This is a genomic window from Streptomyces sp. NBC_01808 (assembly GCF_035917395.1).
GTDB lineage: Bacteria > Actinomycetota > Actinomycetes > Streptomycetales > Streptomycetaceae > Streptomyces.
Map to the genome: position 1 here is coordinate 585097 of NZ_CP109072.1, position 26083 is coordinate 611179.

Here is a 26083-nt window from a genome sequence, read left to right on the forward strand (position 1 = left end):
GGGACCTGCGGGCCCGCTCTCCTACACTTGTCGGAATCCAGCCGAACCCAGAGGATCCCGACCGGCGTCCAGCGGACCGGTCGCCCGGCACGCGGAGGACGGTCCCGTGGCTTACGCCGGCAGCCTTCAACAAGAACTCGACAGGCTCGCCGACGAGCTCGGGCACAGCCTGTCCGTCGACGCCCCGGACGGCCGGCTCATCGCGTACAGCGCCCAGGGGGCCGATGCCGACCAGGTGCGGATCGCGGCCATCCTGTCCCGGCAGGTGGACCCTGCGGTGCTGGAGTGGGAGCTGCGGCACGGCATCGCGGAAGCGACCGGGCCCGTCCACGTACCGGCCAACCCCGGGCTCGGCATGGCCGCCCGGCTGTGCGTGCCGATCCGGCGAGACCGCGGCTGCCTCGGCTACCTCTGGGTGCTCGACGCGGGTGCGGTGCTGGACGACGCGGCGCAGGCCGCGGCCCTGCGCGCCGCGCGCGCCATGGCCCCGGTGCTCGACCCGCAACCGCCGGAGGCTGCCCCGACGGCGCGCCGGGATGTCGGTGAGCTGATCCGCGCCCTGCTCGGTGAGTCACCGCCCTGGGACGTCCCGGACCGCCTCGTCGCGGCGGCGCCGAGCCTGCTCGGGGCGAGGATCCGAGTCTACGCCGTGGTGCCCACGGCCCCTGGGCGCGGGGGATCGACGCCGTTCGGCGAGGGTGAGTTCCGGCGCCTGGTCGCCGCGCTGCCGGCCGGACTGCGCGCGTACGCGGGCTACGTCGGTTCGTTCGTCGGCGAGAACCACGCGGTGGTACTGGCGCGGCACGGGGCGGACGAGGGCCTCGCCGACGCGCTGGACCAGATCGCCAACGCGGCGGGCGGCCCCGCCGGTTGCGCGGGCCCCTCCGCCTCGGACCGGGGCCGCAACGGTCCTGCGGCCGTCATCGGGGCGGGCGACCCGGCGCCGTTCACCGTCGACGCCGCCCGCACCGCCCACGCCCAGGCGCTGGCCGCCGCGGAACTCGCCGCGCTGGACCCGGCACTGCCCACCCCGCTGGACTGGCGCGACCTCGGCCCGTACCGCCGGCTGCTGCACTCGGGCCCGCCGCCCTCGGACGACGGCCTCACCCCGCTCGACCGGGCCGGCGCCTCCGCGCCGATGCTCCTGCACACCCTGGAGACGTACCTCGACCTCGGCGGCGACGCCGGCCGCACGGCCACCCGCCTGCACCTGCACCGCACCAGCCTGTACTACCGGCTCGGCCGCATCACCGAACTACTCGGCGCCGACCTCACCGACGGGCTCGTCCGGCTGGACCTCCACCTCGCACTCAAGCACCGCCGCCTGGCCCGCCGCACCCTGGGCTGAGACCGCCCCGTGGAGGGCGGCAGACCTTCAGAGCGCCCTCACGCTCCGGTAGCGGCCCCGGAACCGGCTGAGCACGGCCGTGTCGACGGCACTGATCTCCCAAGCCGAGAAGTCGCCAAGGCACACCACCAGTTCCGCAGGCGTCACATAGCGACTCCCCTGCCACGCCGGGAAGGTGATCCCCTTCATCCCTGCCTCCACCCTGCGGGACGCGCTGCAACGCGCTTCGCGCGTGGGTCCGAACCTACCGGCACACGATGCGGTGCGACTGCTCCCCGGATGAGGAACTGCAGGCCACGCACGCCGACCCCTCCTCGGCCACATCGCTGCCCGCCCGCGGGCGGCCGGCTCGACAGCGTTCCGTCACGTGCCGTCCCCGCACACCGGGGCCGGTCTCACCACGGCCCGGGGGGTCAGGGCCAGACGATGGGCCAGCCCAAAGGGGCACTCTGGTGGAAGAACCAGATCTGGGTGGCGGGGTTTCCACGGACCCCTGCCCAAACCTTGACCGGGCCGGTTCCGGTACTAGATGAATGAGTCCGATGTTTGTGCTGGTCGCGACCATCGCGAAGGGCGCCCGTTGGCTCGTGTGTGACTACCAGCCTGGACGCCCTTCTGGCGGCACTGTACGTGTTCATCGACGACCACGTGGCGCCTCGTCGCCGGATCGGGCGACCCCCGAAACTGACGGATGCCGAACTGCTGTGCCTGGCCGTCGCGCAGGTACTGCTCGGCTTCCCCTCGGCCCGGCACTGGATCCGCTTCGCCCACGCCCGGCTCGGGCACCTCTTCCGCTATCTGCCCCAGCAGTCGGCCTACAACAAAAGGCTCAACGCGGCGGGTCCGCTGATCAGCCAGGTGATCGAGGCCCTGGCCAAGCAGGTGCCGACCTGGCAGGACGACCTGCGGCTGATCGACTCCACGCCTCTGCCCTGCGCAGCCTCCCGCGAGACGGTCAAACGCTCCGCACTGGCCGGGCACGCCGGATACGGCTACTGCCGCAGCCACTCCCGCTTCTTCTGGGGGTTCCGGCTCTACCTGCTCACCACCGCCGAAGGCATGCCGGTGTCCTGGTGCCTGGCAAACCCCAAGCTCGGCGAACGCGAAGTGATGACCGCGCTGCTGGAACGCGACCACCACCTCGTCCGCAGCGGGCAGGTGATCCTCGCCGACAAGGGCTTCGCCGGGCGCGAGTTCGAGGCGTTCCTCACCGAACGGCTGGGCATCCACCTGGTGCGGCCGGACCGCAAGGACGAACCCGCCCGGCACGGCCGACTGGCCCGTGTCCGCCAGTGGATCGAGGCGGTGTTCGACACCCTCAAAGGTCAGCTCAGCCTGGAACACCATGGCGGCAGAACCCCCGCCGGGGTCTTCGCCCGCACCGGCCAACGCCTCCTCGCCCTGGCCGCCGGCATCTGGCACAACTGGACCACCGACGCCAAGATCAAACGATCTCTGATCGACTACGACCACTGAGAACATCGGACTCATTCATCTAGGGGTCGCACCGGCCGGCAAGGCACCGGGATCGCCGGGCCGGGTGGGGCGGGACAGGCGTGCGGCACACGGCGCGGGCCGAGTGCACGTAGTGGTCCAGGGCTCTTTGTACGGCGTCCTGGCGGTCGGCTGCGGTGTCGTGCGTGCGGGCCAGTTCGGCGGCGTAGTCGCGCAGCAGGTCGTGCACGCTGAACCAGTCGGGGGCCGGTTCGGTGAGCAGTCCGGCGCGGGTGAGTTCGGACAGCAGCGGTCTGGCCCGCCGGGGGGCCAGGCCCGCCAGACAGGCGGCGGCACCGGTGCTCAGCTCAGGTCCCGGATGCAGCCCGAGGAGGCGGAAGAGCCGGGCGGCCGCGGGGCTGAGGTGACCGTAGGACCAGGTGAACACCGTTCGGATGTCGGCGACATGAGCGCTGCAGGACAGGTGCGGTGCACCCCCTGGTGGGGCGGTGAGATGCGGCGCGACGAGGCGCAGCGCCAGCGGCAGACGCACACCCTTGCCGACGACTTCCGCCACCGCCTGCTCCCGGCTTTCCGTGCGCCCGTCCCCCCTCAGCCGGAAGAGCATGCTCCGCGCCTCCTCAGGGCTGAACGGCGGGAGGACGATCTGGTCCGCGCCGGTGGTGGCGACGAGGTAGGGCATCTGCCGACGGCTGGTGACCACGGTGGCACAGCCGGAAGCTCCGGGCAGCAGCGGTGCCACCTGGTCGGTGTCGCGGGCGTTGTCCAGCACGACGAGGAACCGCCGTCCGGCCAGGAGGCTGCGGAACAGCGCCGTGCGGGCATCTGTGCTCTGCGGTATCCGGTCGTCGGCGACCCCGAGTGCCTGCAGGAAGCCGTGGAGCGCCTCGGCCGGCTCGGTCGGGGAGTCAGCGGCCGCGTAGCCGCGCAGGTTGACGTACAACTGCCCGGCCGGGAAGGCCCCGGCCACCCGGTGTGCCCAGTGCAGGGCCAGGGCTGTCTTGCCCACGCCGGCGCTGCCGGTGATGACGCAGACCGCCGCGTCGCGCGACGGGCCGGCGGCTTGCTCCCCCATCCGGTCCAGGCGTTCCGCGTATGCCCTGCGCCCGATGAACCCGGCGTCATCGGAAGGAAGTTGCGCCGGCCCTCCGGCCACGGGGGCGTCGGGCGAGCCGTCCCGGACGGACGTACGGATGGCGGGGTGAGGCTCTCCGATCCGCTCTCGCCGGTCCACCGACCGGCGCCGGAAGTCTGGGCCCGGCTCCAGCGCGGGGTCTCGGCGCAGCACCTGCTCATGCAGCCGGCGCAGCTCGGGGCCGGGCTCCTCGCCGATCGTCTGGACGAGCACGTGCCGGGTTCGGGAGTACGCCTGCAGCGCGTCGGCCTGCCTTCCGGACCGGTACAGCGCCAGCATCAGCAGCCCGGTCAGCGGCTCCGCCAGCGGATGGTCCACCACCTCGGCCGAGAGCGCCACCACGGACTGTGCATGGCGGCCCAGCCGCAGCTCCAGGTCGTAGCGCTCGGTCAGCAGCGTCACCAGTTCGCGCTGCAGTCCTACGCGCATCTCCTCCGCCCACCGTCCGCGCAACCCGGCCAGCGGGCTACCGCGCCACAGTGCGGCGGCCTCGCCGAGCAGTTCCGACGCCCGCACGGGGTCGCCGGTCTGCTGCTGCCGAGCCTGGCGGACCAGGTTCCGGGCGCGGTGCAGATCCACGTTCGCGTCGTCGAGGGTCAGCACGTAACCGCCGTTGTCCCGGCGGATCTCCGGCGCCGGTGTGCTGCCTTCTTCTGCCTGCCGCAGCGTCCGGCGCAGCCGCGAGACGTAGGTGTAGACGACGTCGCGCATGTCGCTAGTGGGCTCGTCGCGCCACACACGCGCGATCAGTGTCTCCACCGGCACCAGCCACCCCGGGGTCATCGCCAGCACCGCCATGACGCACCGCTGCTGGGGTGGCCCGAGGGAGTAGCGGCGGCCGGCGGCACCGCGCAGCTCGACCGGTCCCAGCAGTCGCAGGTCGGGCATCCCCGGTCAGCCTTCTTCTCGCACACGGGCGTGCGTCCCGCGGTCGTCGGCCGGCGGTCGCTCCGGTTCCCGCTCTTCGGAGTCGGGGTGCCGGCCGGCCGGCGCACGCTCCACACCGCCACACCAGATGCGGCGGATGTTCCGGGTGGCGCGGATGTCGGCCAGCGGATCGCCGTCGATGAGGACCAAGTCGGCCCGTAGCCCCGCCTCGACGGAACCGCGGTCGGTCAGGCCGAACGCCTGAGCCGCCAGTCCCGTCGCCGCGTGGAGTGCCTCGGCGGCACGCAGCCCGGCGTCGACCAGCAGCTCCAGCTCGTGGTGGAGGCTGATGCCGCCCTCGGGCTGGAACGGCACGCACGCGGTGTCGTTGGTGTCGGTGCCGGCGACGACGGGAACCCCGGCCTGCTGGAGGAGAGCGACGCTTCGGGAGGTGCCCGCGAAGGTCTCCGGCCGGCCGATGCCCGCCGCGATGCCTTCCATCATGGTGAGGGTGGGAACCACGACGCAGCCGTCGGCCGCGAGGCGGTCCACGACCGGGCGATCCAGCGGTGTGCCGAGCGGGAGGTGGGTGATGACGTCCGCGTCGGCGTCGAGAGCCTGGAGGACGGCATCCCGGGACGTCGCGTGCACCACGACCCGGACGCTGCGGGCGTGCGCCGCGCCGACGAGCGCCGTGACGGTCCGCTGGTCCGGACCGCCGTCGCCCGGGTCGGCGATGATCTTGATGTAGTCGCTGCCCTCGGCCAGCCGCGCGGCGACGAACGGCTCGGCCTGGCCGGGATGGGTCACCACCGCGTCGGCCGGCATCGTGGGGATACGTGCATGCAGGCCGCCGGGCCCGATGGCCGGGGTGCCGGCGCTGCGCACGTCGGCCCCGCGCGGTACCTCCCGCAGTGCGGCCATCCGCTGCGGGGGGTAGCTCGACATGTCCAGCGCCGTGGTGACGCCGTACGAGCAGAGCCTCTCCGGAGTCTGACGGCCACCGAGGTGGACGTGCGCATCGATCAGGCCCGGCAGCAGCACCCCGCCGTCGGCCGTCACGACGTCGCCTCCGGAACGGCCGGTGTCGTCGTGGCCGGTGCCGATCACACCGTCGGCGATGACGACACTGCGTGGCTCGGACAACCGCCGGCCGTCGAAGACCCGTACGCCGGTGATGGTGACTCGATCCGTCATGGCCTTCTTACCTTCTTCCGCCTCGGCGCTTGCGTGTTCACGGGGGTGGGTGGTCGGAGTGGTACGGAGGGGTGGCGCGTGCGGAACGACCACCACAGGGCGGTCAGCGCCGCCAGTCCGGTGACGAAGGCGGCGTAGCCGATGCCGCTTCGGCCCGCCAGTCCGTAGCCGAGCGAGCCGACGAAGCCGCCGGTGCCGATGCCCAGGTAGATGGTGCTCTGGTGCAGAGCGAGGACGGCGGGGGCCGCCTCCGGCGCGGCGGCGACGACCCGCATCTGCTGCGGAACGTTGACCATCCAGTGCAGCATCGCCCAGGCACCGACGCTCAGCAGCGCCGGCAGCATGCCGACCGCTGCCAGCGGGACCACCAGGACCGCCACGACAAGTACCGGAGCCACCACCGCGATCGTCCGGTCCGGGCCGAAGCGGTCCGCCAGCCGCCCGGCGAGCAGGTTGCCGGCCACGGCACCGGCGCCGAAGACGAGCAACGCCGGGAACTGACGGTCCGGGTCGCCTCCGGTGGCCTCCAGCAGCACCTCGTCGATGAAGTTGTAGACCGTCCAGCTCGCCGTCAGGCACAGCCAGGTCGCCAGCAGCGTGGCCAGCACCTGCCGGTCGCGCAGCGGTGCGATCCGCTGGGCGAGCCGTACCGCGGGGGAACCGCCAAGGGCCGGCAGCAACCGGACAGCGGCCATCGGCAGCACTGCGACCGGGGAGAGGAGGCCGAGCACGAGCCGCCAACTGGTCTCGCCGCCGAGCCACGCGCCGAGCGGAAGGCCGAGCACGATCGCCGTCGTCAGACCGCCCACCACCACGGCCACCGCACGTCCTTGCCGGTCGCCGGGAGCCAGGCGGCGTGCGACCGCGAGCGCGTTGGCGGTGTACACACCGGCGCCTACGCCGGCGAGCACGCGCGCCGCGACCGCACCCGGGAAGTTCGCCGCGACCGCCGTCAGGCCGTTGCCGGCGCCGAACACGGCCAGCGCCACGAACAGCAGTTGCCGTGGCGGCCGATGCCCGGCCAGCGCGGTGAGCACCGGGCCTCCGAGCGCGTAGGCAAGTGCGTACACCACGACGAGCTGCGCGGCGGCTGTCCGGCTGACGTCCAGGTCCGCGCCGATCTGCCCGAGCATGGGGGCGATCACGAACGTCGAGACCCCGACAGCGAAGTTGCCGGAGGCGAGCACCAACAACTTCGCGTTCACAGGACCTCCCTCGCCGGCACAGCCGGTGACCACCGCCCAAGACAGTTGAATTCTTCAACTACCTCGCCAGCCTACCCGACTGGTTGAAATCTTCAACTGTTACTCTTCAGGCCATGAGTGGCACACGGTGGCTGGACGACGATCAGCAGCGCTCCTGGCGCTCCTACGTGGAAGGATCGGCGCTCCTGGTGGACGTGCGCGACCGGCGGCTACGCAGCCGTCACCACCTCTCGCTGGCCGACTTCGAGATCCTGATGCGGCTCTCCGAAGCCCCCGGGGGCCGCATGCGCATGGCCGACCTCGCCGAGCTGTCCTACTATTCGCGCAGCCGGCTCTCGCACACGGTCTCCCGGCTGGAGGCCCGCCGGCTCGTCCGGCGAGGCGACGACGCGGACGACAAGCGCGGCGTGGTCGCGTCGCTGACCCGAACCGGGCAGGCGCTGCTGGTCGAGGCCGCCAAGGACAACGTGGAGACGGTGCGCGAGCACTTCGTCGACTTGCTCAGCCCGGCCGACCTGGAGACGATCGGCCGGGCCTTCCGGACCGTGGCGGCCAAGATCCACGAGGCCGCCGGGGAATGAGCCGGGTCGCGCGACGGCCCGCGGGCGTGCGAGGTTCCGCCCGACGTCGTCACGGGCTCGCTGGGACGGCGCAGCCTCCTTCCTCTCGCAAGGGACGGTCTGACCGAACTCCTGGTCGTTGCACGGGTAGACGGGCGGCACCCGCAGTTGGGTAGCGGCACGTGGCGGCCACGTTTCCGTTTCCTTACTCGAAGTAGGGGGCTGTCGTGCAGTGCCCGCCGCCGGGATTGACGCCGGGACTGTCGAGCAGGTCGATGTCCCAGGGGTTGCCGGCATGCCCGGAGGTGTTCGTGCAGCGGCCGTACGGGGTGTCGCCGCCGAGCGGTTTGCTGAATGCGTAGAAGTCACCGCGCCGGACGGGTGCCGCGGAGTTGGAGGGGCGGCCGTCCATACCTGCCGCGCGGTCGTTGACGTACAGGTACTGGTCGGGCATGTAGCTGGAGCGGAGCAGATCGTCGTCGCCGGGCTTGCGGACGCTGCCGTCGGCGCAGGACCAGAAGTGCAGCTCCTGCCAGATCGGCGGCGAGTGGCTGAACAGTGCGCCGATGGTGTCCTTGAAGAAATAGTTGTTGATGTCGGACGCCACCAGCCAGACCTCCGGTGCCACGTTCGGGTGGAACTGCAGCTCGGAAGCCCAGTTGCCGACCGACTGGTGGAGGAGCGCTTCGTCGCTCACCGCCACCCGGTAGCCGATCGATCCGCCGGAGGTGTACTGCACGGCCACACAGTCCGCCGGCACGGTGTCCGAGGCGGGCTGTCCGGCGTCGGTGATCGGCGTCGGCCCGCTGGCGGCGGGCTCGTACGCGCGGCCGGGGATGACGCCGGTGCGGTTGGTGTCGGTGGGGGTCCTCGTGCCGGTGTGCTCGTTGAGATCGGTGGCGCTGAAGTCGAGATTGGGGGCCTTGATCCCGTAGTCCTCCTCGACGGCGGCGAAGGTGTCCCGGACGAACTGCGGCAGGTGGGTGTCTCCCGTACGGTCGTCGAACTCGGCGCGTTCCGAGCCCTGGAGGATCTCCCCGGACTCCAGCACGATGTAGGACACCGTCACACTGGACCTGACCTTGAACGATCCGTCGTCCAGGTCGAACCAGCCGGGTTTGTCGGCGCTGTCCGGCCGCTGGGTGTAGGGGTTGGAGTAGTTCAGCCAGGCCGGTATGGAAGCGCCCGGTGGATGGTCGATTGGGTCGGTGCCGGCTGCCTCGGCCTGGCTGTGCCAGGCCCGCATGGCCTGCTTCATGGCCGGGCCCACGCAACTGCTGGTGGGCTCGCCGGAGCAGAGGTCGGCGTTGACGGCGTCGCCGCTGCGGTCCATCGCCCAGTCGTGCAGCTCGCCGCGGTCGGCGAAGGGTGTTTCCAGAACCTCGGCGAACGGGTAGGCGTCCAGGTTCTGGTTCTCGTCAAAGTAGGCCGCCGCGTCGACCCGGTTCTCCACGAACTCTCCGTTGACCGGAATCACCATGGCGGCGTCGAAGGCGACGTTGTCCTCGCCCTGGCCACCGGGTACGAGGTTGTCGAGCCGGACGACGGGCTTGTTGTCGAACGGGAACGCACCGAGCAGCACCCAGCGGTTTCCCTCACCGTGCTGCTTGATGATCCGTTCCTCGGTGCCGGTCGCCGTCTCGATCTCGTAGCGTGCGTACTCGGTACGGGCGCCGTGGTCGGGCAGGTGGACGGCGACCAGGCCGGGACCGGTGACCGCCCGGTCGAATGCCCAGGTGCCCTCGACCCGCAGGCGCCAGCCCTTCTCGTCGGGGCCCCGGCCGTGCGCGAAGAAGAAGCCGGCTCCGAAACCTCCGCCGATCTGGTGGAAGTCCGCCTTGGCGGGCCAGACCTGGGTGCCGTTCCGGGTCTCGCCGGGACCGAAGTCGGCGGTGAACTCACCCGCGTTGGTCCACCGTTTCTCACACCCCGGTCTGATCGACGGCATGTTCTCGCCGAGATTGTCGATGAGGAGCGCGTTGGCGGGAACGTCGTCGAGCGCGCAGTTGGGCGGGTACGCGGTTCCGTCCGGCTCCTCGGGATAGGTGGAGTTGAACCGGACGAACTCGTTGCCGCACGTATCGGCGCAGTCGTCCTTCCAGACCACCGACTGATGCCACCAGCACTTGGAGTCCGAGCGCTCGCACGGCCCCGAGGGCGAGGTGACGGCCTGCGGGTCACAGTCGTTGGCGCCGGTGCAGAACAGCGTCATCGGAGGCTTGACGCCTGCCCTGTGGTACTTGGCGGAGCCGGGGGTCAGCGCGTCGCCCTCGGTGCCGTTCCAGGTCGCCTGACGGAAAGCCGGGACCGTGGTGTTCGGCGCCTCCAGCGCCTCCGGCGGCTGTGCGGCGAAGCCCAGGACCTTCTCCTGGTACGGCCAGTCCTGGGGATGGGCGGCGTCCGACTGCTGCGGATTGCCGTAGCGGTCCTCCATGAAGTTGTCCCGGGCCGGGTCCCATTCGGGGTTGGCCGGGTTGTTGAACCAGCCCACGCCCCAGGCTCCGCCGTTGTTCCCGGCGTCGGACTGCGGGTAGAAGCCGGAGTTGTACGCCCACAGCGCGAAGAACCAGTTCTCCAGTTTCGCCGGGTTGCCGTTGTTCACGGTCAGCCCGGCGTTGCGGGTCTGGTTCCATTTCTCGCCCAGGATGGTCAGGCCGGCGGCGACGTTGACGGTGTAGTCCAGGGCCACAGCGCGCTGCTTCTGATAAGGCCAGGCCGCCGGCGCGCCGTCCTCATGTCCGGCGCGGCGCATGTGGTCGGTGATCTGCATGATGCCGTAGCCGCAATCGGCCTCGGACCAGTTGATGTCCCAGTCGTTGGCGGAGTCGCCGTCGTACAGGTCGACGCCGTAGTAATTGCCGATCAGCGGGTTACCGGTGACGCCGGGGACCGTGTAACGGGACGCCTGCCACATGTTGGACTCCTGCATGGCCACTCCGAGCGCGATCTGCGCGGGAATCTGGCCGCCGCCAGCGAGCGTGGGCTTCGGGAACATGTCGGCGGACTGCGGCTGGTAAGCAGGCATGTCCAGGTTCTTCCAGTTGGCCGGGCGCGAGATGTGACTGTTCAGCGTGCCCTTGACCGCCTGGTCGACGGCCCACTCCACCTGCCGTGGCTTGGGCTGCATCGCCTGGTTGCGGGGCGCGTTGCGCGGCACGGAACAGGTCCGCTCGCTCTCGATGATCTCCGTGCGCGAGGCCATGGTCCGCGGTCCGTCGCCCGCCGCCGGCTCCTTGGCGGTCTGGCCGGTAGCCACGGCCTCGGGGGTCACGGTGAACGCGAGGTCCTTCCCGGAAGCCCGCGCGGTCATTTCGATACGTACCGGGCGGGACCCGACCGCGTTGCTTTCCGCGCCGGTTCCCCTGCCGGCCGCCCGGGCGGCCCCCACGTCCGTCACCAGGGCCGCGCCGGTGGTGGAGGCCCGCGCATCACGTGGCGTGCCGGGCAGCACCCGGACGCCGTCCGGCAGATCACCTGCGACCTGCTCGGTTTCGCCGGTCAGCCAGACTCCGCCCGTGGCCACACTGGTCAGGCCGGTGCCGTTCAGCGGCCCTTCGGCGAGCGTCCGCGGCGTGCGGGCACCGGCCGCCTTCGCACCGTCCGCAAGCTGCCCCGCGGTCAGATGTCCGACCCGCGCGCTCTTCTCGCCGTCGGGCGCCATGAAGACCAGCCCGCCATCCGCGTCCGGCGCCAGCCGGTACGGGGTGCCGTCGATGTCAGCGACAGCAGTCGGTTTCCCGGAATCCGAGACGGAGACGACGGCACCACCGCGAGCTGCGTACACCTTGCCGCCGACGGGAACCGCCGAGGTGACCTGTCCGGACACCTCGACCGGCCGGGCAGGGTCTGCTCGCGGCACGTCGACGACCGTCAGCCGGGTGGCGTCATGGTCGCCGCCCGACTGGGTCAGCACCGCCCTGTCGCCCGTCCCGCAGCCGGGGTTGTAGTACGACAGACTCGCCTGGACGGGCAGTCGCCGCACCTCGCCCGAGGCGAGGTTCACCACCGCGGTGAAGGCGCCCCGCGACATGAGCAACGGATCGTTGGTGAAGGTCCGCGGCGCGTACACCACCACCGCCCATTTCCCCGACCCGGTCAGACAGGCATTGCCGATCCACCTGTCCGTCTCGAAGCCGGGCTCGGCCAGCGTGGCTGCCGTGCGCCAGGCGTAGCCGTCGCGGGCGTCGGCCACCAGGAGGCGGAACCCCGTGGCGTCCCCGGTCGTGGTCCAGGCCCGGTCGGCGGAGGACTCCCAGCCCTCGCCCAGCACCTCGGCACGGTCGCCGGGTTCGACCGCGTCGCCCGGCGCGGGCCCGGGCACGGATTCCGCGGCCGGGGTGGCCGGTTGGAGCTGGTCCCACACACCCTGCACAGAGGACGGGGGCGGTTCGTATGCCTGCGAGGCCGGAGTCTGCAGCAGACCGGCGCCGAGAACGAGGGCAAGCACCCCCGCAGGCCAACCGCGGCGGCTGCGTAACCTCTGTCTGGAAATCAAAATGTCGGCCCCTTGATCAACTCAGTTGCCAGGAACTGGCACGGTTGTTCCAGTTGTTTACGGTGGGGCAGTCCCCCTCGCCGCTCCCGTTCAGATTGGAGCAGGAGTTGATCCAGCCGGAGCGGCCACCGTCCACGTTGTTGTTGACCCAGTCGGACAGCCTGATGTCGCACCCGTTGAACGTCTGCACCGAGCTGTACGCGTTGTTCTCGGACACGCCATCCGGATTTCGCATGACGAACTGTTTGCCGTAGAGGGTTTCCCTGGCCCAGTCGATGTCGGCGGTGCTCCCGGAGCAGACTTCGTAATCGGTTGAGGCAACGGCGGTCGTGGGGCCTGAGTCGTTGAAGTTCACCCAGTCATAGACCGTCACAAGGTTGCGAAGCTGCTTGACGGATCGGTAGCGAGTGGACTCCTCTGCCGTTGCGAAGCACACCGTTTCCTCGTCGGACTCGCCGAGGACGAGGACACAGTGCTCGCCGTCAGGGTCGGGCGTCGGCGGTGTCGCGGAGGCCGTCCCCGGTACGGCGAGGGTCAACGCGATGGCGGCGCAGGACACGGGGGCCAGTGCGGTGAGGGAATTCCTTCTGACGCTTGCCACGACATTCTCCTTGATGAGAACCGGTCGGCTGATCGCGGATACGAGAGCTAAGGCTCGTCGCGAACTACTCGAACGCGGTGAACTTCGAACAGTTCACTTTGCAGATCGTTTGAAGGACGCCATTCGCTGGACGGATCTCCTCGTTCACCGTGCAACAGATGGACCGTCGCCAAGACGATAGGAGGCGCACGAGCGATGGAGCAATGTGCACGGCGCTCGATTCTGGGCGCTGATTGTGCACCGTGCTTAAGCGGCCGGGGCGGTGCTGATGTGGAGAGCGTGGACGACGTCGTGGATGCCTGCGCCCGCGGTCAGCAGGTCGCGGCGGAGGTGGGCTTCTGCGGTGCGCAGGTGGGCGCGGACGGTGTTGCGGCTGATGCCGAGGCGGCGGGCGGCTTGCCGGCCGTCGGTGTTGGCGTCGATCCACGCCTGCAGGGTGCGGCGCTGCGGGGCTTGCAGAGGCAGCAGGAACGTTCGGGCCCAGGCGGCAGCGGGTTCGGTGTGTAACAAGTCGTCCAAGCCGGGGGGATGCGGGTCATCGGATTCGCAGGCGGTGCCGCCTTTGGTGAGGGCCAGGGCGAGGTCGACGGTGGCGCGGCAGCGGACATCGGCCAGATCCACGCCGAGAGCTCGTTCCGCACGTCTGATGTGGGCCGTGACGGTGTTGCGGCTGAGATCGAGCAGGCGGGCCACAGCCGTTCGGGGCATGTGCATCAGGAGGCGGGTGATGTCGACGGTGGTCTTCGGAAGGGAGCCGAGCGGGCGCAGGACCGCACAAGCCCAGGCGAGAGCCGGTCCGCGGGGCAGGACACCGTCCAACGTCGTCTGTCCCTCGTAGGAGACCACGCGGCCGGGCATGGTGCGAGCAGCCGCCAGGGCGTGGGCGGCCTGTCCGTAGGCCTCAGCCGTCCCGCCGAGCGGATGCGGAGCGCTGACACCCAGCGCGTAACCGGGGTTGTCCCGCACCAGGCGGCGCAGCGCCTCGCCTCGGCCACCCGTGCGGCCGCCGGAGCGGTTCCCGCCCTGGGCACCGGCGTTGTCGGCGATGAGGCAGATCACATGCTCCTTGAAGACAGGGCAGTGCACCATCAGATCCGGTCCGTGGTAGCCGGAGGGATCCTGATGGGCCCGCACGATCCGGTCGCGGTCGGCCGGCGAACAGTGCAGCAGATATACCCGCAGCCGGTCGGCCTCCAGCAACGGTGGAACGGCACCGGTCGTCATGCGGCGGGCCAGTAACGGCTCTCCGACCAGAAGCGCCGAGAGCACGCCGAACCGCACTTGGCGCGCCTTGGACTGGAAGCCACGCCACGTCCGCTCACCGTCCCTGGCGCGACGCAGCAACGTAAGGACGCTGCCGGTGTGCGAGATCAGCGCACCCGCCTCCCGGCTCAGCACCGGGCGAGCGGCAGCCACCAGCACCGCTCGCGACTCAGACACACCGAGAACCTCGCAGCGCACGTTCCACGCGTCGGCCTGGGTCACGGCAGCGGCCAACTGCCCGCCGGACAATCGCGCAAGCAGCGGAGCCAGCGACGGCAGAATCCCCCGGGGGAAACCCGCGGTGGACGACTCCACCGTGCCGCCGTCCTCGGCGACCAGCGCGAAGTCCGCGCCGGTGTGCCGGTGCAGCCAGTCCAGCACCTCCCGCGCATCCGGCTCGGATTCCCGGGATACCTGACGCCGCACCTCACGCAGCAGCCCTTCGAGCCCTGCCGTGTCCCCACGCACCTCTGCCGCGCCCACCCCGGCCCTCCTGCCCTCTGCCGGCGCCCCGCCTTCCACCTTCACCGACACACCCGGCCTCCGACCCGCTACCCACTGCTGAAAACCGATCTCAGCGGTCTGCGCGGCAATCCAACGGATACAAGATCCTCGATCACCATCGCGACGAGGTGCTCCGGACATACCGAGCCGATACCCCTCGGCCACGCGTTCGGTCGCGCCCCCGCTCTCGCCTCCGGTCCCCCTCCCTTCGGGCTGGGTAGGACCGATAACGGAAGTCTGGCGAAAGCGTCTTGACGAAAACTGGACATAACCTGATCCAGCGCCCTGGACAGCGGAGAAGCCGCCTACGCGGTTTGCAGGCGGGAACGGGGTTCGGCGGCGGCCGGGTGGCGGAGGTCCTCGAGGATGCGCAGGGCCCGGGTCCAGGAGGCCCGGGCGGCGGCGTTGTCGCCGATGTCGGCCTGTGCGTCGCCCAGGGCGGTGTGTGCCTTGGCGGCGTTCAGCAGGTCCGCGGCGTCGGGGGATTCCAGCAGTTCCAGCGCACGCCTGAAGCAGGTGATCGCCTCGTGTGGATCGCCGAGGCGGTGGTGGGCACGGCCCAGGGTGTCCCAGGTGATGCCCATGAAGTACAGGTCGCCCACGCTCTCCTGTATGGCCAGTGCCTGCCGGGAGCGGGTCAGCGACAACTCGGGCTTGCCGAGCAGGCCGTGGATCCAGCCGATGATGTTGAGTTCGCGGCCCTGGCCGCGGCGGTCCCCGGCGGCGCGGTGGAGGGCGAGGGATGTGCGCGCATGCCGGAGGGCCGACAACGGATCGTCCTGTACCTCGTGCAGGTTGGCTATGTAGTGGTGGACCTCCGCCTGACCGGCAAGGTCGTCATGAGCGCGGAAGAGCTCGTAGGCGCTGTCCAGATGCTCGCGGGCCTGATCGTGGCTGCCCAGGCGGAAGCCGGAGCGGGCCTGGTCGCACAGGACGGCGGCCAGCTCGGAGTCGCCGGCGGGGTCGCCGGCCGTCCGGCGGGCCGTCGGAAGGACCGTGTGCAACAACCGGTCCTGCTCGATCCAGCGCCCGTCGCGGTCGAGGTAGTTGCCCAGCCTGCGGCCCAGACGGACGACGTGGCCGTCGAGCCCGGCGCTCGCGGCGAGTCGTACGGCGTCGGTGAGCGTGCGCCGTTCGGTGGCGAACCAGGCAAAGGCCGGGCCCGCCTCGGCGAAGACCTCGGGGGTGCTGCCGGACGGGGCAGGGCCGAGGTCCGTGAGCCGGTCACGGTGTGCCCACAGGGTGCGGCACGCGGCGTGGGCCGAGTGCAGGTAGTAGTCGAGCACGCGCTGCACGGCTGCTCGGCGCTGTTCTTCCTCATCCTCTTCGCGCGCCAGTTCGGCGGCGTAGTCGCGCAGCAGGTCGTGCAGCGCGAATCTGCCCGGCGCACGCTCATCGAGCATGCTGGCCCAGGTCAGCTCGCGCAGCAAGCCGCGGGCCTGCGGCAGTTCGATGCCGGCGAGGGCGGCCGCCGCGCCCGTGCCGAACTCCGGTCCCGGGTGCAGACCGAGCAGACGGAACAGCCGGGCGGTGGCAGGGCTGAGGATGCGGTACGACCAGGAGAACACCGCCCGCATATCCGCCATCAGTTCGCACCCACCGGAATCGGGCGTCCGGTCGGCCAGAGCGGTGAGCGTGAGGCCGGGACGGGCGGCGAGGTGGGCGGCGGCCAGTGCCAGGGCCAGAGGGAGGCGCACACATCCGTTCACGATGTCCGCCACCGCCCCCGGCCGGCCCTCCAACTGCTCGTCCGCCAGGCGCCGGACGAGCAGTTGCCGCGCCTCTTCGGTGCTGAACGGTTCCAGCGCGATCTGGTCCGCACCGGTCGCGGCCATCAGGTCGGGGAGCCGGCGCCGACTGGTGATCAGGGTGGCGCAGCCCGGGGCGCCGGGCAGCAGGGGCAGCACCTGTCCGGCGTCGCGGGCGTTGTCGAGAACCACCAGCATCCGCCGGCCCGTCAGCAGGCTGCGGAACAGGCCGGTGCGTGCGTCGGTGCCCTCGGGGATCTGGCTGTCCGGGATCCGCAACGCCTGCAGGAAGCCACGCAAGGCCTCGGCGGGGTCGGTGGGGCTGTCCGCCGCCGCGAACCCGCGCAGGTTCACGTACAACTGTCCGTCCGGGAAATGCTCCGCGGCGCGGTGGGCCCAGTGCACCGCCAGCGCGGTCTTCCCCACCCCGGCAGTACCGACCACCGCACAGATCGTCGCATCCGGCGAGTCTTCGCCTGCCGTCGGCGACAGCCTCTCCAGGCGGCTCAGATACTCCTCCCGCCCGTTGAACCCGGCCACATCCGGCGGTAGTTGCGCGGGGGGTACTGTCCACAAGTCGTCGGAGGGCCGGGGCGGGTGCAGTCCGCCGGCGGGAAGGCCGGCCGGAGGGACCTGTGGATCCGGGCCCCGGTTCAGGCGGGGACTCTGGCGGAGGATCTGCTCGTGCAGCCCGCGCAGCTCAGGCCCCGGTTCCTCGCCGATCTCCTCGACGAGCGACCGGCGTGTACGGGCGTACACCTGAAGGGCGTCGGACTGCCGCCCGGAGCGGTACAGCGCCAGCATCAACTGCGCCGCCAGTGGTTCCACCAACGGGTTCTCCACGACCTCGGCCGACAAGCCCGCCACCGACTCCGCATGCCGGCCCAGCTCCAGCTCCAGGTCGTACCGCTCTGTCAGCAGCGTGACCCGCTCACGCTCCAACCCGGCGCGTACCTGCTCCGCCCACTGTCCGCGCACCCCGGCCAGCGGCGTGCCGCGCCACAACGCGGTCGCCTCGCCGAGCAGTTCCAGCGCCCGCTCCGGGTCGCCGGACCGTTCCGATCTTCCCCGACCGGCCAGCGCACGAGCCCGTTGCAGATCGACCTTCTCGGGGGCGATGTCCAGCACATACCCGCCGTTGCCCCGGCGCAGTGCCGGAGCGTCCGGGTCCTCCCCCGCCGCATGCCGCAACACCCGGCGCAGCCGGGAGACATAGGTGTACAGCACATCACGCGCGGCGTCGGTCGGCTCGTCGCGCCAGACGTTCCTGATCAGCATCTCCACCATGACCGGCCGCCCCGCAGACATCGCCAGCACGGCCAGCACGCACCGTTGCTGCGGTGGCCCCAGCGCGTACTGCCGGCCGTCTGCCCCACGCAGTTCCACCGGGCCCAGCAGTCGCAGTTCGGTCACTTCGTCGATCCTCCGTTGCTCTGCTACCGCTCGTCGGGCTACGGCAGCGCGCCTGTCCGGCGCTCCCCGTACGAACCACAAGGAGCCACCCCGGCGATGCCGGGGTGAGGCGTCGCCCCTCCGGCGGCGCGACGCCGTCCTCTGCAGGGGTAAGTCCCTTCTGGGACCGTCGGGTGGGCGGGGGCTCCGGTGCCTTCGGCGCCGAGCACGATCGCAGAGGACACGGTCATCTCCTCGAAGGATGTTGATCTCACCGGGCAGGTGTGGGAGGGCAGGGAGTCACCAACGTGGTCGCATGGCAATCAGGCCTCCGGCAGCGGTCCAGTCGCCTGGCCTGGCGTTTCACAGAAAGGGCTGGAGTGTAGCCGGTCACGTGGCGGTCCGGGGCGGCTTCACGGAGGTCACCCCGCTACCGTACGACGGTGCCGCGGCCGGTCTCCCCCGGCGCGTCATTTGGTCCAGTGGATTGCGTCGTCTTTGGCCCTGGAGGGCCTCGCTGCGGCCCGTTCCAGGGTGGGCTCATGAAAGACGGCCTCGAAGGCACGTCGGCGTACTCGGGAAGCCAGGCCCGCTGGACATCGGCACCCGGGCGGGTGCCTGCTGAAGATCGCGCAGATGACCGGGCTCGGCCGGCGCGCCGTGCGGCTCGTTCCTGTCGACGCCGCGGGCCGGATGGACATCGCGCGGCTTCGCGGGCTGTACGACGGGGACGTCGCGGCAGGACGGATACCGTTCCTGCTCGTCGGCACCGCGGGCACCACCGGCGGCGGCGCCGTGGACCCGCTGCCGGAACCGGCACGGCTCGCCGCCGCGTGGGGCCTGCACTTCCATGTGGACGCGGCCTGGGCCGGGGCGGCGGCGCTGTCCGACCGACCGCGTCCGCTTCTCGCCGGCGTAGAGCGGGCCGACAGCGTCACCGTCGACGCGCACAAGTGGCTCTCCGCTCCCATGGGCGCGGGCATCTTCCTCACCGCGCACCCCGGCGCCCTGGCCGACAGCTTCCGGGTGAGCACCGGGTACATGCCCCCGGACAGCGACACGGCGCCGGACCCGTACCTCACCGGTGTGCAGTGGTCGCGCCGGTTCGCAGGGCTGAAGGTTTTCCTTGCACCGGCCGCGGCAGGCCGGGAGGCCTTCGCCCGGCAGGTGGAACGCGACACCGAGCTGGGGATCCTGCTCGCCCGGCGGCTGGCGGAGGACGGCTGGCCGCGGATCAACGACTCCCCGCTGCCGGTGATATGCGTCGCCGATCCCGGCGCCGAGGCACACGGCCCCGACCGCAGCGATGCGTGGCACGCGGCGGTGGTCGCCCACGTCGTACGCGGCGGGCGGGCGTGGATCAGCCGCGTACGACTCGACGGCCGCCCCGCGATCCGGCTGTGCGTCACCAGCCACCGCACGCGCGCCCACGACATCGAGACGGCAGTGGCCGCACTCCGCACGGCCCGCGTGGCCACGCCGTACTAGGCGTGTGGCGAACCCGCCATGAGCAAACCCGGCCACCGGTTCCTGCGGAACCGCTTGCCGCATTGCTGTGGAGTCTCGCCCCGGCTCACCCGCACACCTTCCCGGCGATCAGTCAGAGGGGTCGTGCTTGTGCAGGGCCGCACTGGCACGGAACCGGAGTCTTCCGCAACGGTCCCTGTCCTCATCCGCAGCGCCGTCGCCGCAGCAGCAGTGCCGGGCCAGCCAGCTCAGGTCCTGCGGATCGAGCCAGAGAGGAAGACGACCTCGTGCGGCTTCGGCCTGCGGATCAGTGGGCTCTGGAGCGTTCACGGGACCGACTGTACGTGCCGATTCCGACGAGGGCGCCGGTGTATCAGAGAGAAAACGGTGCTCTGGGAGGTCGGGTGGAACGGCGCCGCCTCTCGGAACTCTCGTCGGAGGCCGCGCGGCCGGCTTTTGCGGCGATGACACGGTCCTCGAAGCCGAGCCGCTTGCTGATCCGGACGTGGCTGGTGGTCGGAGGAGCAGCGGTAGTTCCTTGCCTGCTCCCTGACCGTGAGGTCACGCTTCGGGCCGGACTCAGCCGGGTTCGCTCGCAGTCAGGCGGCGACGGATCCAGTCGGTGACGGAATGGTGTGCGGGCTTCCAGCCCAACTGGTCCCGGGCCCTGGTGCCGCGTACCCGGCTGTTCGAGCCGAGGGCGTATGCCGCCGGTTCGTATCCCCACTCCCGGATCGCCGCGTCGATGTCCCAGGGCTGGGCGGTGCCGAGCCCGAGGGTGTCGGCGATGGCCTGGGCCATCGCCGCGAACGATGCCTCGCCGTTCTCGGCGAAGTAGAACGATCCGGGCGGCGCCGATTCGAGCGCCAAGAGGTACAGGTCGATGACGTCATCGATGTGAACCGTCGACCAGATGTTGCTGCCTGTGCCGATGTACCGGACGACGCCGCTCTTGCGGGCCTGGTCGACCAGACGGGGAAGCTGCACGCTGTCGCGCGCGATCCCGTACCCATGCCCGTAGATCAGGCTGCCGCACAGCACGGTCGAGCGAATGCCGCGCTCCGCCGCGGCCAGGACGAGCCGGTCGATGGCCACACGAGGGGCCTTGTCCGGCGAGGGCCGCCACGGGGCGGTGGGGGAAACAGCGGCCTCGGTGTAGGTCCGTTCCGCTGCCTCACCACGGGCGTCATCTCCGACGATGCTGGAACCGCTGGCGTGCAGGAGGGGCTTCCCGGTTCCGGCGAGCGCATCGGTGAGGGCTTCGACCGCGCCACGGTGGTCGCTGTCGGCGGCGTTGATCACCGCGTCGGCTCCGTGTGCGGCACCGGCCAGTACCTCTTGGTCGTCGAGGGTCCCGAGTACAGGGGTGATCCCGCGTGCCCGGAGCGCCTTCGCGCGGTCCTCGGTCCGTGCCAGTCCGCTCACCTCATGCCGGGCCTGGAGCAGGCGGGCGGAGACGGATCCGCCGATGTATCCGCTCGCTCCGGTGACGAATATGCGCACAGCCACCATCCCTCAACTACTTGTGCGGGCTGTCTACACTTGCACACAATATCCCGCGCCTGCAAGTAGTTTGCGGCTGCTGGGACGCCAAGCCGCGCGACCGTGACGCAGGCACCGGAGCGGGGAGCGCGGCGGGCTCATCCGATCTCGAACACGCCGTAGCCGAAACCCGCCGCTCCGATGTCCCCGCTGTGCGTGATGCTGACACCGGATGCCTCCACTGCGGTGCAGCGGACTCCCGCCGGAAGGGTGGCTGTGGCGGGCGTCCGGCCCGGGTTGACCACGACTATGTAGCGACCGCCGCGGACGTAGACCAGCGGATACCCGGCGTACAACACCTCCACTCCGCCGGAGGCGCCCAGTTCCGGGGCGGCCTTGCGCAGGGCGATCAGGCGCCGCACCAGGTGCAGCAGGGACTTCTCGTCGGCCCGCTGCGCGGCCACGGTGGGACGGTCCGGGTCCGGGTCGAGCGGGAGGTACAGCCGGTCGGCGGGGGCGGTGGAGAAGCCGGCGTTCGAACTGCTGTCCCACTGCATGGGGGTGCGTGAACCGGCCCGGTTGTAGCGCGGGCCCAGGACGCTGCCCTCGTGGTCCGGCAGTCCGGGGAGGTAGCGCATGCCGATCTCGTCGCCGTAGTGGATCGCCGGCAGGGTGGGCCAGGTGAGCTGGAACACGAACGCGGTCGGCAACTGCTCCGCCGTACGCGGGCCGCAGGCCAGCCGGGAGAAGTCGTGGTTGGACGAGGGCAGGACGGCGAACCCGGCATCGCCGATCGCCTCGGTCGCCGCCCGCCAGGCGGTCAGGAAGGTCTGGGGGGTGCCGGCGCCCTCGGCGCCGAAGTAGGGTCTGGCCGGGGCCCATTCCTCGTTGACCGTGCCGGCGTCGTTGTTCCACAGCGAGCGCAGGGGCAGCCCGTCGTCGTCTCCGCCGAACTGCAGGAAGAAGTCGCCGTGGAAGCCGGCCGGGACGGCGGTCCCGGGGTCGCCCCACTCGGACAGCAGCACGGCCTGCGGGTGCGCGCCGTCCAGCCAGCCGCGCAGCTCGGTCCACAGCTTCACCGTCTCGACGTGCCCGGGGTCGTCCTTGACCAGGGAAGCGGCCATGTCGACGCGGAATCCGGCCAGGCCCAGGGCCAGCCAGTGGTCCATGATGTCGCGCAGCGCCTGCCGGTTGGCGCGCGGGCCCTCGGCGTCGACCGGCAGGCGCCACGGCTCGCCGGGGTCGGCGCGCGCGTAGCCGAAGTTGAGCGCCGGCTGGCTGGGGAAGAAGTTCGGTCTGTACCAGCCGGGGCGGCTGCCGGGTGAGGGCTGGTAGCCCGGCGGGCGCAGGTCCTCCGGGGCCCAGATGTAGCGGTGGTCGCCGGGGTCGCCGGCGGAGGCGGTGAACCAGGGGTGCCGGTCGGAGGTGTGACCGGCGACCAGGTCGAGCAGCACCCGGATGCCGCGTCGGCCGGCGCTGTCGACGAGTGCGGCCAGGTCGTCGTTGGTGCCGTAGCGGGGTGCGACGGTGAGGAAGTCGGCCACGTCGTAGCCGGCGTCGTGGAACGGCGAGGTGAAGCACGGGTTGATCCAGACGGTGGTGATGCCCAGCCAGGCCAGGTGGTCCAGCTTCTGCTCGATGCCGGCGAAATCGCCGATGCCGTCGCCGTCGGAGTCGGCGAAGCTCTGGGGGTAGATCTGGTACAGGACGGCGTCGGCCAGCCAGGCCGGCGGGGACGAGGTCATGCGGCCGCTCCTTCGGGTAGGTGCCCGTCCGGGGTGTCGCCGACGTCGCGTTGCAGTGCCGCCAGCCGGTCGGTGAGGTCGCGTACGACATCGGCGCAGCGCGGATCGTCGTAGAGGTTGTGCAGCTCGTGGGGATCCGTCGTGAGGTCGAAGAGTTCCCAGGCGGCGGGGCGCGGGGCGTCCTTGGCGCCGTCGGCGCCGGAGCCGTGGCCGGGGTAGTGGATCAGCTTGTGCGTCGCCGTGCGGATGCCGTAGCTGGCCTGGACGTTGTGGCAGTCGTCCAGATGCATGTAGTAGCGGTAGTAGACGGCGTCCCGCCGGCGCCCGGGTTCCTCGCCCCGCAGCAGCGGCACCAGCGACTCGCCCTGCATCCGCGGGTGCGGGGCCACGCCGGCCAGGTCCAGCAGGGTGGGGGCGAAGTCGACGTTCGCCACCAGCTCCCGCCTGCGCGATCCCGCTGCCGTACGGCCCGGCCAGCGGACCACGAGCGGGATGCGCATGCCCTCCTCGTACATGAAGCGCTTGTCGAACCAGCCGTGTTCACCGAGGAAGAAGCCGTGGTCGGAGGTGTAGGCGACGGCGGTGGAACCGTCCAGGCCGCTGACGTCGAGGTAGTGCAGGACGCGGCCGACGTTCTCGTCGAGGGCCGCGATGACCCGCAGGTAGTCCTTGATGTAGCGCTGGTAGCGCCACTCGCGCTCCGCGTGCGGCGACATGCCCGGCGGCACCGGCACGCCCTTGAGGTCCTCGGCGGTGAGGTCCTCCATGCTCATCGCGGCCTCGCGGGCCGCGGGGGCGCGGCCGGCCAGGTCGTCGTGCAGCGTGGGGGGTGCGGGGACGTCCTCGTGCTCGTACAGGTGGGCGTGCCGCTGTGCGGGCTCGAACGCCCGGTGGGGCGCCTTGTGCTGGATGAGCAGGCAGAACGGCTTGTCCGGGTCCCGCTTGTCCAGCCAGCTCAGGGCAAGGTCGGTGATGATGTCGGTGACGTAGCCGGGATAGGTTCTGCGGCCCTCGGCGGTATGGAACTCGGGGTCGTGGTAGACACCGTGCTCGGGCAGGATCTCCCAGTAGTCGAAGCCCTGCGGGTCGTGGCCCGCGCCGTGGCCCAGGTGCCACTTGCCGACGATGGCCGTCTGGTAGCCGGCGTCCTGGAGCATCCTGGGGAACGACGGCTGGGCCGCGTCGAATCCATGGGTGGGGCTCTCCAGCGATGTCATGCCGTTGACGTGGCTGTAGGTGCCGGTCAGCAGGGTGGCCCGGGCCGGGGAGCAGATGGCGTTGGTGCAGTAGGCGTTCTCGAAGACGGTGCCCTCGGCGGCGAGGCGGTCGACCGCCGGAGTCCTGTTGATGACGCTGCCGTACGCGCTGATGGCCGCGGGCGCGTGGTCGTCGGTCATGAAGAGGATGATGTTCGGCCGCCGGAGCGGGGTCATGCTGGCGAACCTCCGTGGTGCAGGGGCGGACGCGGGTGCCTCAGGCGATCGTGAGCGTGCAGCGCGCTTCGGTCAGGGAGCTGCTGCCGGCGTACACGTCGATCCTGCCCGGCTCGACGACGTACTGTCCGGCCGCGTCGTTGGTCCAGAACCCGAGGTCCTCGGCGCCGAGTGTGAAGCGCACGGTGCGCTTCTCCCCCGGGCCGAGGGTGACACGGGTGAAGCCGCGCAGCCGGCGCACCGGCTGGGCGATGCTCGCCACCGGGTCGTGCACGTAGAGCTGTACCACCTCGTCGCCGGCGCGGTCGCCGGTGTTGGTGACGTCGACCTCGATCCCGATGCGCTCGCCCCGCTCAAGGGCCTCGGCGGTGACCGTGTCCCGGACGGGCCGGGGCTGCCCGGTGCTGAAAGCGGTGTAGCTGAGGCCGTGACCGAAGGGGAACTGCGGCCCGTCGGCCAGGTCGAGGTACTTCGAGGTGTACTTCTCCTCCGGGTCGTACGGACGGCCGGTGCTCTCCCGGTTGTAGTAGAGGGGGATCTGCCCGACGGAGCGGGGGAAGGTCACCGGTAGCTTGCCGCCGGGGTTCACCGCGCCGAAGAGCACGTCGGCGACGGCGTTGCCGGCCTCGATGCCCGGGTGCCATGCCTCCAGCAGGGCCGGGACCTCGCCGGCCCAGTCGCCGATCGTCAGCGGCCGTCCGTTGACCAGGACGACCGCGAACGGCTTGCCGGTGGCCGCGACCGCGGCGATGAGCTCCCGCTGCCCGGCAGGCAGCGAGATGTCGCTGCGCGCGGCGGCCTCACCGCTCAGTTCCGTGGCCTCGCCGACCACGACGACGGTGACGTCGGCGGCGCCGGCCGCGGCAGCGGCCTGCGCGGGGTCCGCCCCGGCGTGGGTGACCTCCGCGCCGGGGGCAGCGGCACGAACGGCCTCGAGGACGCTGACAGAGGGGAACCGCCGGCAGCCGGGGCCGGCCCAGGTGCCGTGCAGGTCGGTGGAGTCCGCGAACGGGCCGACCACGGCGACGGAGCGGAGGCCGCGGTCCAGTGGCAGGACACCGTCGTTCTTCATCAGCACCATGGAGCGGGCGGCGGTCTCGCGCGCCGCGGCGCGTGCCTCGGGTGTCGGCCCGTCGATGGCGGCGTCCTCGTCCGTGTACGGGTCGTCGAAGAGGCCGAGCGTGAACTTCAGGTGCAGCACGCGCGCGACCGCGTCGTCGATCCGGTCCTCCCTGATCCGCCCGGCTGCGAGCAGTTGGGCGCCGTGGGCGGCGATACGGGTGCTGACCATCTCCATGTCGATGCCCGCTGTCAGGGCCAGCCGCCCGGCGTCGGCTCCGTCAGCGGCGTATCCGTGCGCGATCAGCTCCTCGACGCCGGTGTAGTCGCTGACGACGAGCCCGTCGAAGCCCCACTCCTCCTTGAGGATGCCGGTGAGGGTGTGCGAGTTGCCGTGCGCGGGGACGCCGCTGACGGTGTTGAAAGCCGCCATGACGGTGGCCACTCCGGCGTCCACGGCCGCCTTGAACGGCGGCAGGTAGTGGTTGCGCAGCCGTTGTTCGGAGACGTCCACCGTGTTGTAGTCGCGCCCGCCTTCGGCGCCGCCGTACGCCACGAAGTGCTTGGCGCAGGCCGCCAGGCTGTCGTCGGCGGCCAGGTCGTCGCCCTGGTAGCCGCGGACCTTGGCGACCGCGAGCACACCGTTCAGGTACGGGTCCTCGCCGCAGCTCTCGGCGATCCGGCCCCAGCGGGGCTCGTGGGTGACGTCCATCATCGGCGAGAAGGTCCAGCGCACTCCGTTGGAACGGGCCTCCTTCGCCGAAACCCTGGCGTCGCGCTCGACGACCGCGGGATCGAATGCCGCGGCCTGCGCGAGCGGGATGGGAAAGGTGGTCCAGAAGCCGTGGATGATGTCCTGGGCGAACAGCAGCGGGATCCCCAGCCGGGACTCCTCCACGGCCATGCGCTGCAGAGAGTTGGTGTGCCGTGCCCCGTGCAGGTTGAGCACCGAGCCGAGCAGGCCGGCCCGGGCCGCTCGCTCGACCTCCTCCGTCTGACCGCCGCCGGGTCCGGTCGCCCCGGTCCAGGTCAGCTGCTGGAGCTGGCCCAGTTTCTCCTCGACGGTCATCCTGCTGATCAGGTCCTTGACCTTGCCTTCGTGCGGTCCGAGCATGTGAATCCGAAGT

At 71.1% G+C, this 26083-nt stretch carries 16 protein-coding genes; 4 read left to right on the plus strand and 12 right to left on the minus strand.

Annotation, left to right across the window (positions count from 1 at the left end; translation table 11 throughout):
• The first annotated feature begins 106 nt into the window (after nucleotides 1–106).
• Entirely contained in the window at nucleotides 107–1348 is a 1242-nt protein-coding gene (locus tag OG946_RS02280; RefSeq protein ID WP_326794474.1) for a PucR family transcriptional regulator, read from the plus strand.
• A gap of 27 nt (nucleotides 1349–1375) precedes the next feature.
• On the opposite strand, the gene OG946_RS02285 is transcribed toward OG946_RS02280, so the two are convergent.
• A complete protein-coding gene (locus OG946_RS02285; RefSeq protein WP_326794475.1) occupies nucleotides 1376–1537 on the minus strand; it encodes a hypothetical protein in 162 nt (53 codons plus the stop codon).
• Between the two features lie 402 nt (nucleotides 1538–1939).
• On the opposite strand from OG946_RS02285, the gene OG946_RS02290 reads away from it, so the two are divergent.
• Nucleotides 1940–2824 (plus strand): IS982 family transposase, encoded by an 885-nt coding sequence (locus OG946_RS02290; protein WP_326794281.1) that lies wholly within the window; start codon nucleotides 1940–1942, stop codon nucleotides 2822–2824.
• 19 nt (nucleotides 2825–2843) lie between these two features.
• Here OG946_RS02290 and OG946_RS02295 read toward each other — a convergent pair whose 3' ends face one another.
• Genes OG946_RS02295 through OG946_RS02305 form a run of 3 tightly spaced genes read right to left on the minus strand, consistent with a single transcriptional unit; the run spans nucleotide 2844 to nucleotide 7207 of the window.
• Nucleotides 2844–4826, minus strand: coding sequence for an AfsR/SARP family transcriptional regulator (locus OG946_RS02295; protein WP_326794476.1), 1983 nt, complete (start codon nucleotides 4824–4826; stop codon nucleotides 2844–2846).
• A 6-nt stretch (nucleotides 4827–4832) separates the two neighbouring features.
• Complete coding sequence (locus OG946_RS02300; RefSeq protein ID WP_326794477.1) at nucleotides 4833–6002, minus strand: amidohydrolase family protein; 1170 nt, start codon at nucleotides 6000–6002, stop codon at nucleotides 4833–4835.
• Nucleotides 5999–7207 carry an MFS transporter gene (locus tag OG946_RS02305; protein ID WP_326794478.1) on the minus strand — a complete coding sequence of 403 codons (1209 nt, stop codon included), beginning with the start codon at nucleotides 7205–7207 and terminating at the stop codon, nucleotides 5999–6001. The genes OG946_RS02300 and OG946_RS02305 overlap by 4 nt, the downstream gene beginning before the upstream one ends.
• A gap of 113 nt (nucleotides 7208–7320) precedes the next feature.
• Here OG946_RS02305 and OG946_RS02310 point away from each other — a divergent pair, with 113 nt between their 5' ends.
• Nucleotides 7321–7788 carry a MarR family winged helix-turn-helix transcriptional regulator gene (locus OG946_RS02310; protein WP_326794479.1) on the plus strand — a complete coding sequence of 156 codons (468 nt, stop codon included), beginning with the start codon at nucleotides 7321–7323 and terminating at the stop codon, nucleotides 7786–7788.
• 184 nt (nucleotides 7789–7972) lie between these two features.
• Here the strand turns inward: OG946_RS02310 and OG946_RS02315 are convergent, their stop codons facing one another.
• The 4 genes from OG946_RS02315 to OG946_RS02330 all read right to left on the minus strand — a co-directional run bounded on the left by OG946_RS02315 (nucleotide 7973) and on the right by OG946_RS02330 (nucleotide 17791).
• Entirely contained in the window at nucleotides 7973–12214 is a 4242-nt protein-coding gene (locus OG946_RS02315) for a golvesin C-terminal-like domain-containing protein (RefSeq protein WP_326794480.1), read from the minus strand.
• Nucleotides 12215–12278: 64 nt separating this feature from the next.
• Entirely contained in the window at nucleotides 12279–12863 is a 585-nt protein-coding gene (locus OG946_RS02320) for a hypothetical protein (RefSeq protein ID WP_326794481.1), read from the minus strand.
• Nucleotides 12864–13109: 246 nt separating this feature from the next.
• Nucleotides 13110–14609 (minus strand): helix-turn-helix domain-containing protein, encoded by a 1500-nt coding sequence (locus OG946_RS02325; protein ID WP_326794482.1) that lies wholly within the window; start codon nucleotides 14607–14609, stop codon nucleotides 13110–13112.
• Nucleotides 14610–14935: 326 nt separating this feature from the next.
• Nucleotides 14936–17791 (minus strand): AfsR/SARP family transcriptional regulator, encoded by a 2856-nt coding sequence (locus OG946_RS02330; RefSeq protein ID WP_326794483.1) that lies wholly within the window; start codon nucleotides 17789–17791, stop codon nucleotides 14936–14938.
• A gap of 606 nt (nucleotides 17792–18397) precedes the next feature.
• Here OG946_RS02330 and OG946_RS02335 point away from each other — a divergent pair.
• On the plus strand, nucleotides 18398–19258 hold the full coding sequence (locus OG946_RS02335) for a pyridoxal phosphate-dependent decarboxylase family protein (protein ID WP_326800121.1): 861 nt from the start codon (nucleotides 18398–18400) through the stop codon (nucleotides 19256–19258).
• A gap of 558 nt (nucleotides 19259–19816) precedes the next feature.
• Here the strand turns inward: OG946_RS02335 and OG946_RS02340 are convergent.
• The 4 genes from OG946_RS02340 to OG946_RS02355 form a co-directional block, all read right to left on the minus strand.
• Nucleotides 19817–20740, minus strand: a complete 924-nt coding sequence (locus tag OG946_RS02340; RefSeq protein WP_326794484.1) for an NAD-dependent epimerase/dehydratase family protein — start codon at nucleotides 20738–20740, stop codon at nucleotides 19817–19819.
• Between the two features lie 137 nt (nucleotides 20741–20877).
• The gene (locus OG946_RS02345) at nucleotides 20878–22464 is read right to left on the minus strand and encodes an alpha-amylase family glycosyl hydrolase (RefSeq protein ID WP_326794485.1); all 1587 of its coding nucleotides are present in this window, start codon (nucleotides 22462–22464) and stop codon (nucleotides 20878–20880) included.
• Nucleotides 22461–23897, minus strand: coding sequence for a sulfatase family protein (locus OG946_RS02350; protein WP_326794486.1), 1437 nt, complete (start codon nucleotides 23895–23897; stop codon nucleotides 22461–22463). Before OG946_RS02350 ends, OG946_RS02345 begins: the two co-directional genes overlap by 4 nt.
• 40 nt (nucleotides 23898–23937) lie before the next feature.
• Nucleotides 23938–26070 carry a glycoside hydrolase family 3 N-terminal domain-containing protein gene (locus OG946_RS02355; RefSeq protein WP_326794487.1) on the minus strand — a complete coding sequence of 711 codons (2133 nt, stop codon included), beginning with the start codon at nucleotides 26068–26070 and terminating at the stop codon, nucleotides 23938–23940.
• Between the last annotated feature and the right edge of the window lie 13 nt (nucleotides 26071–26083).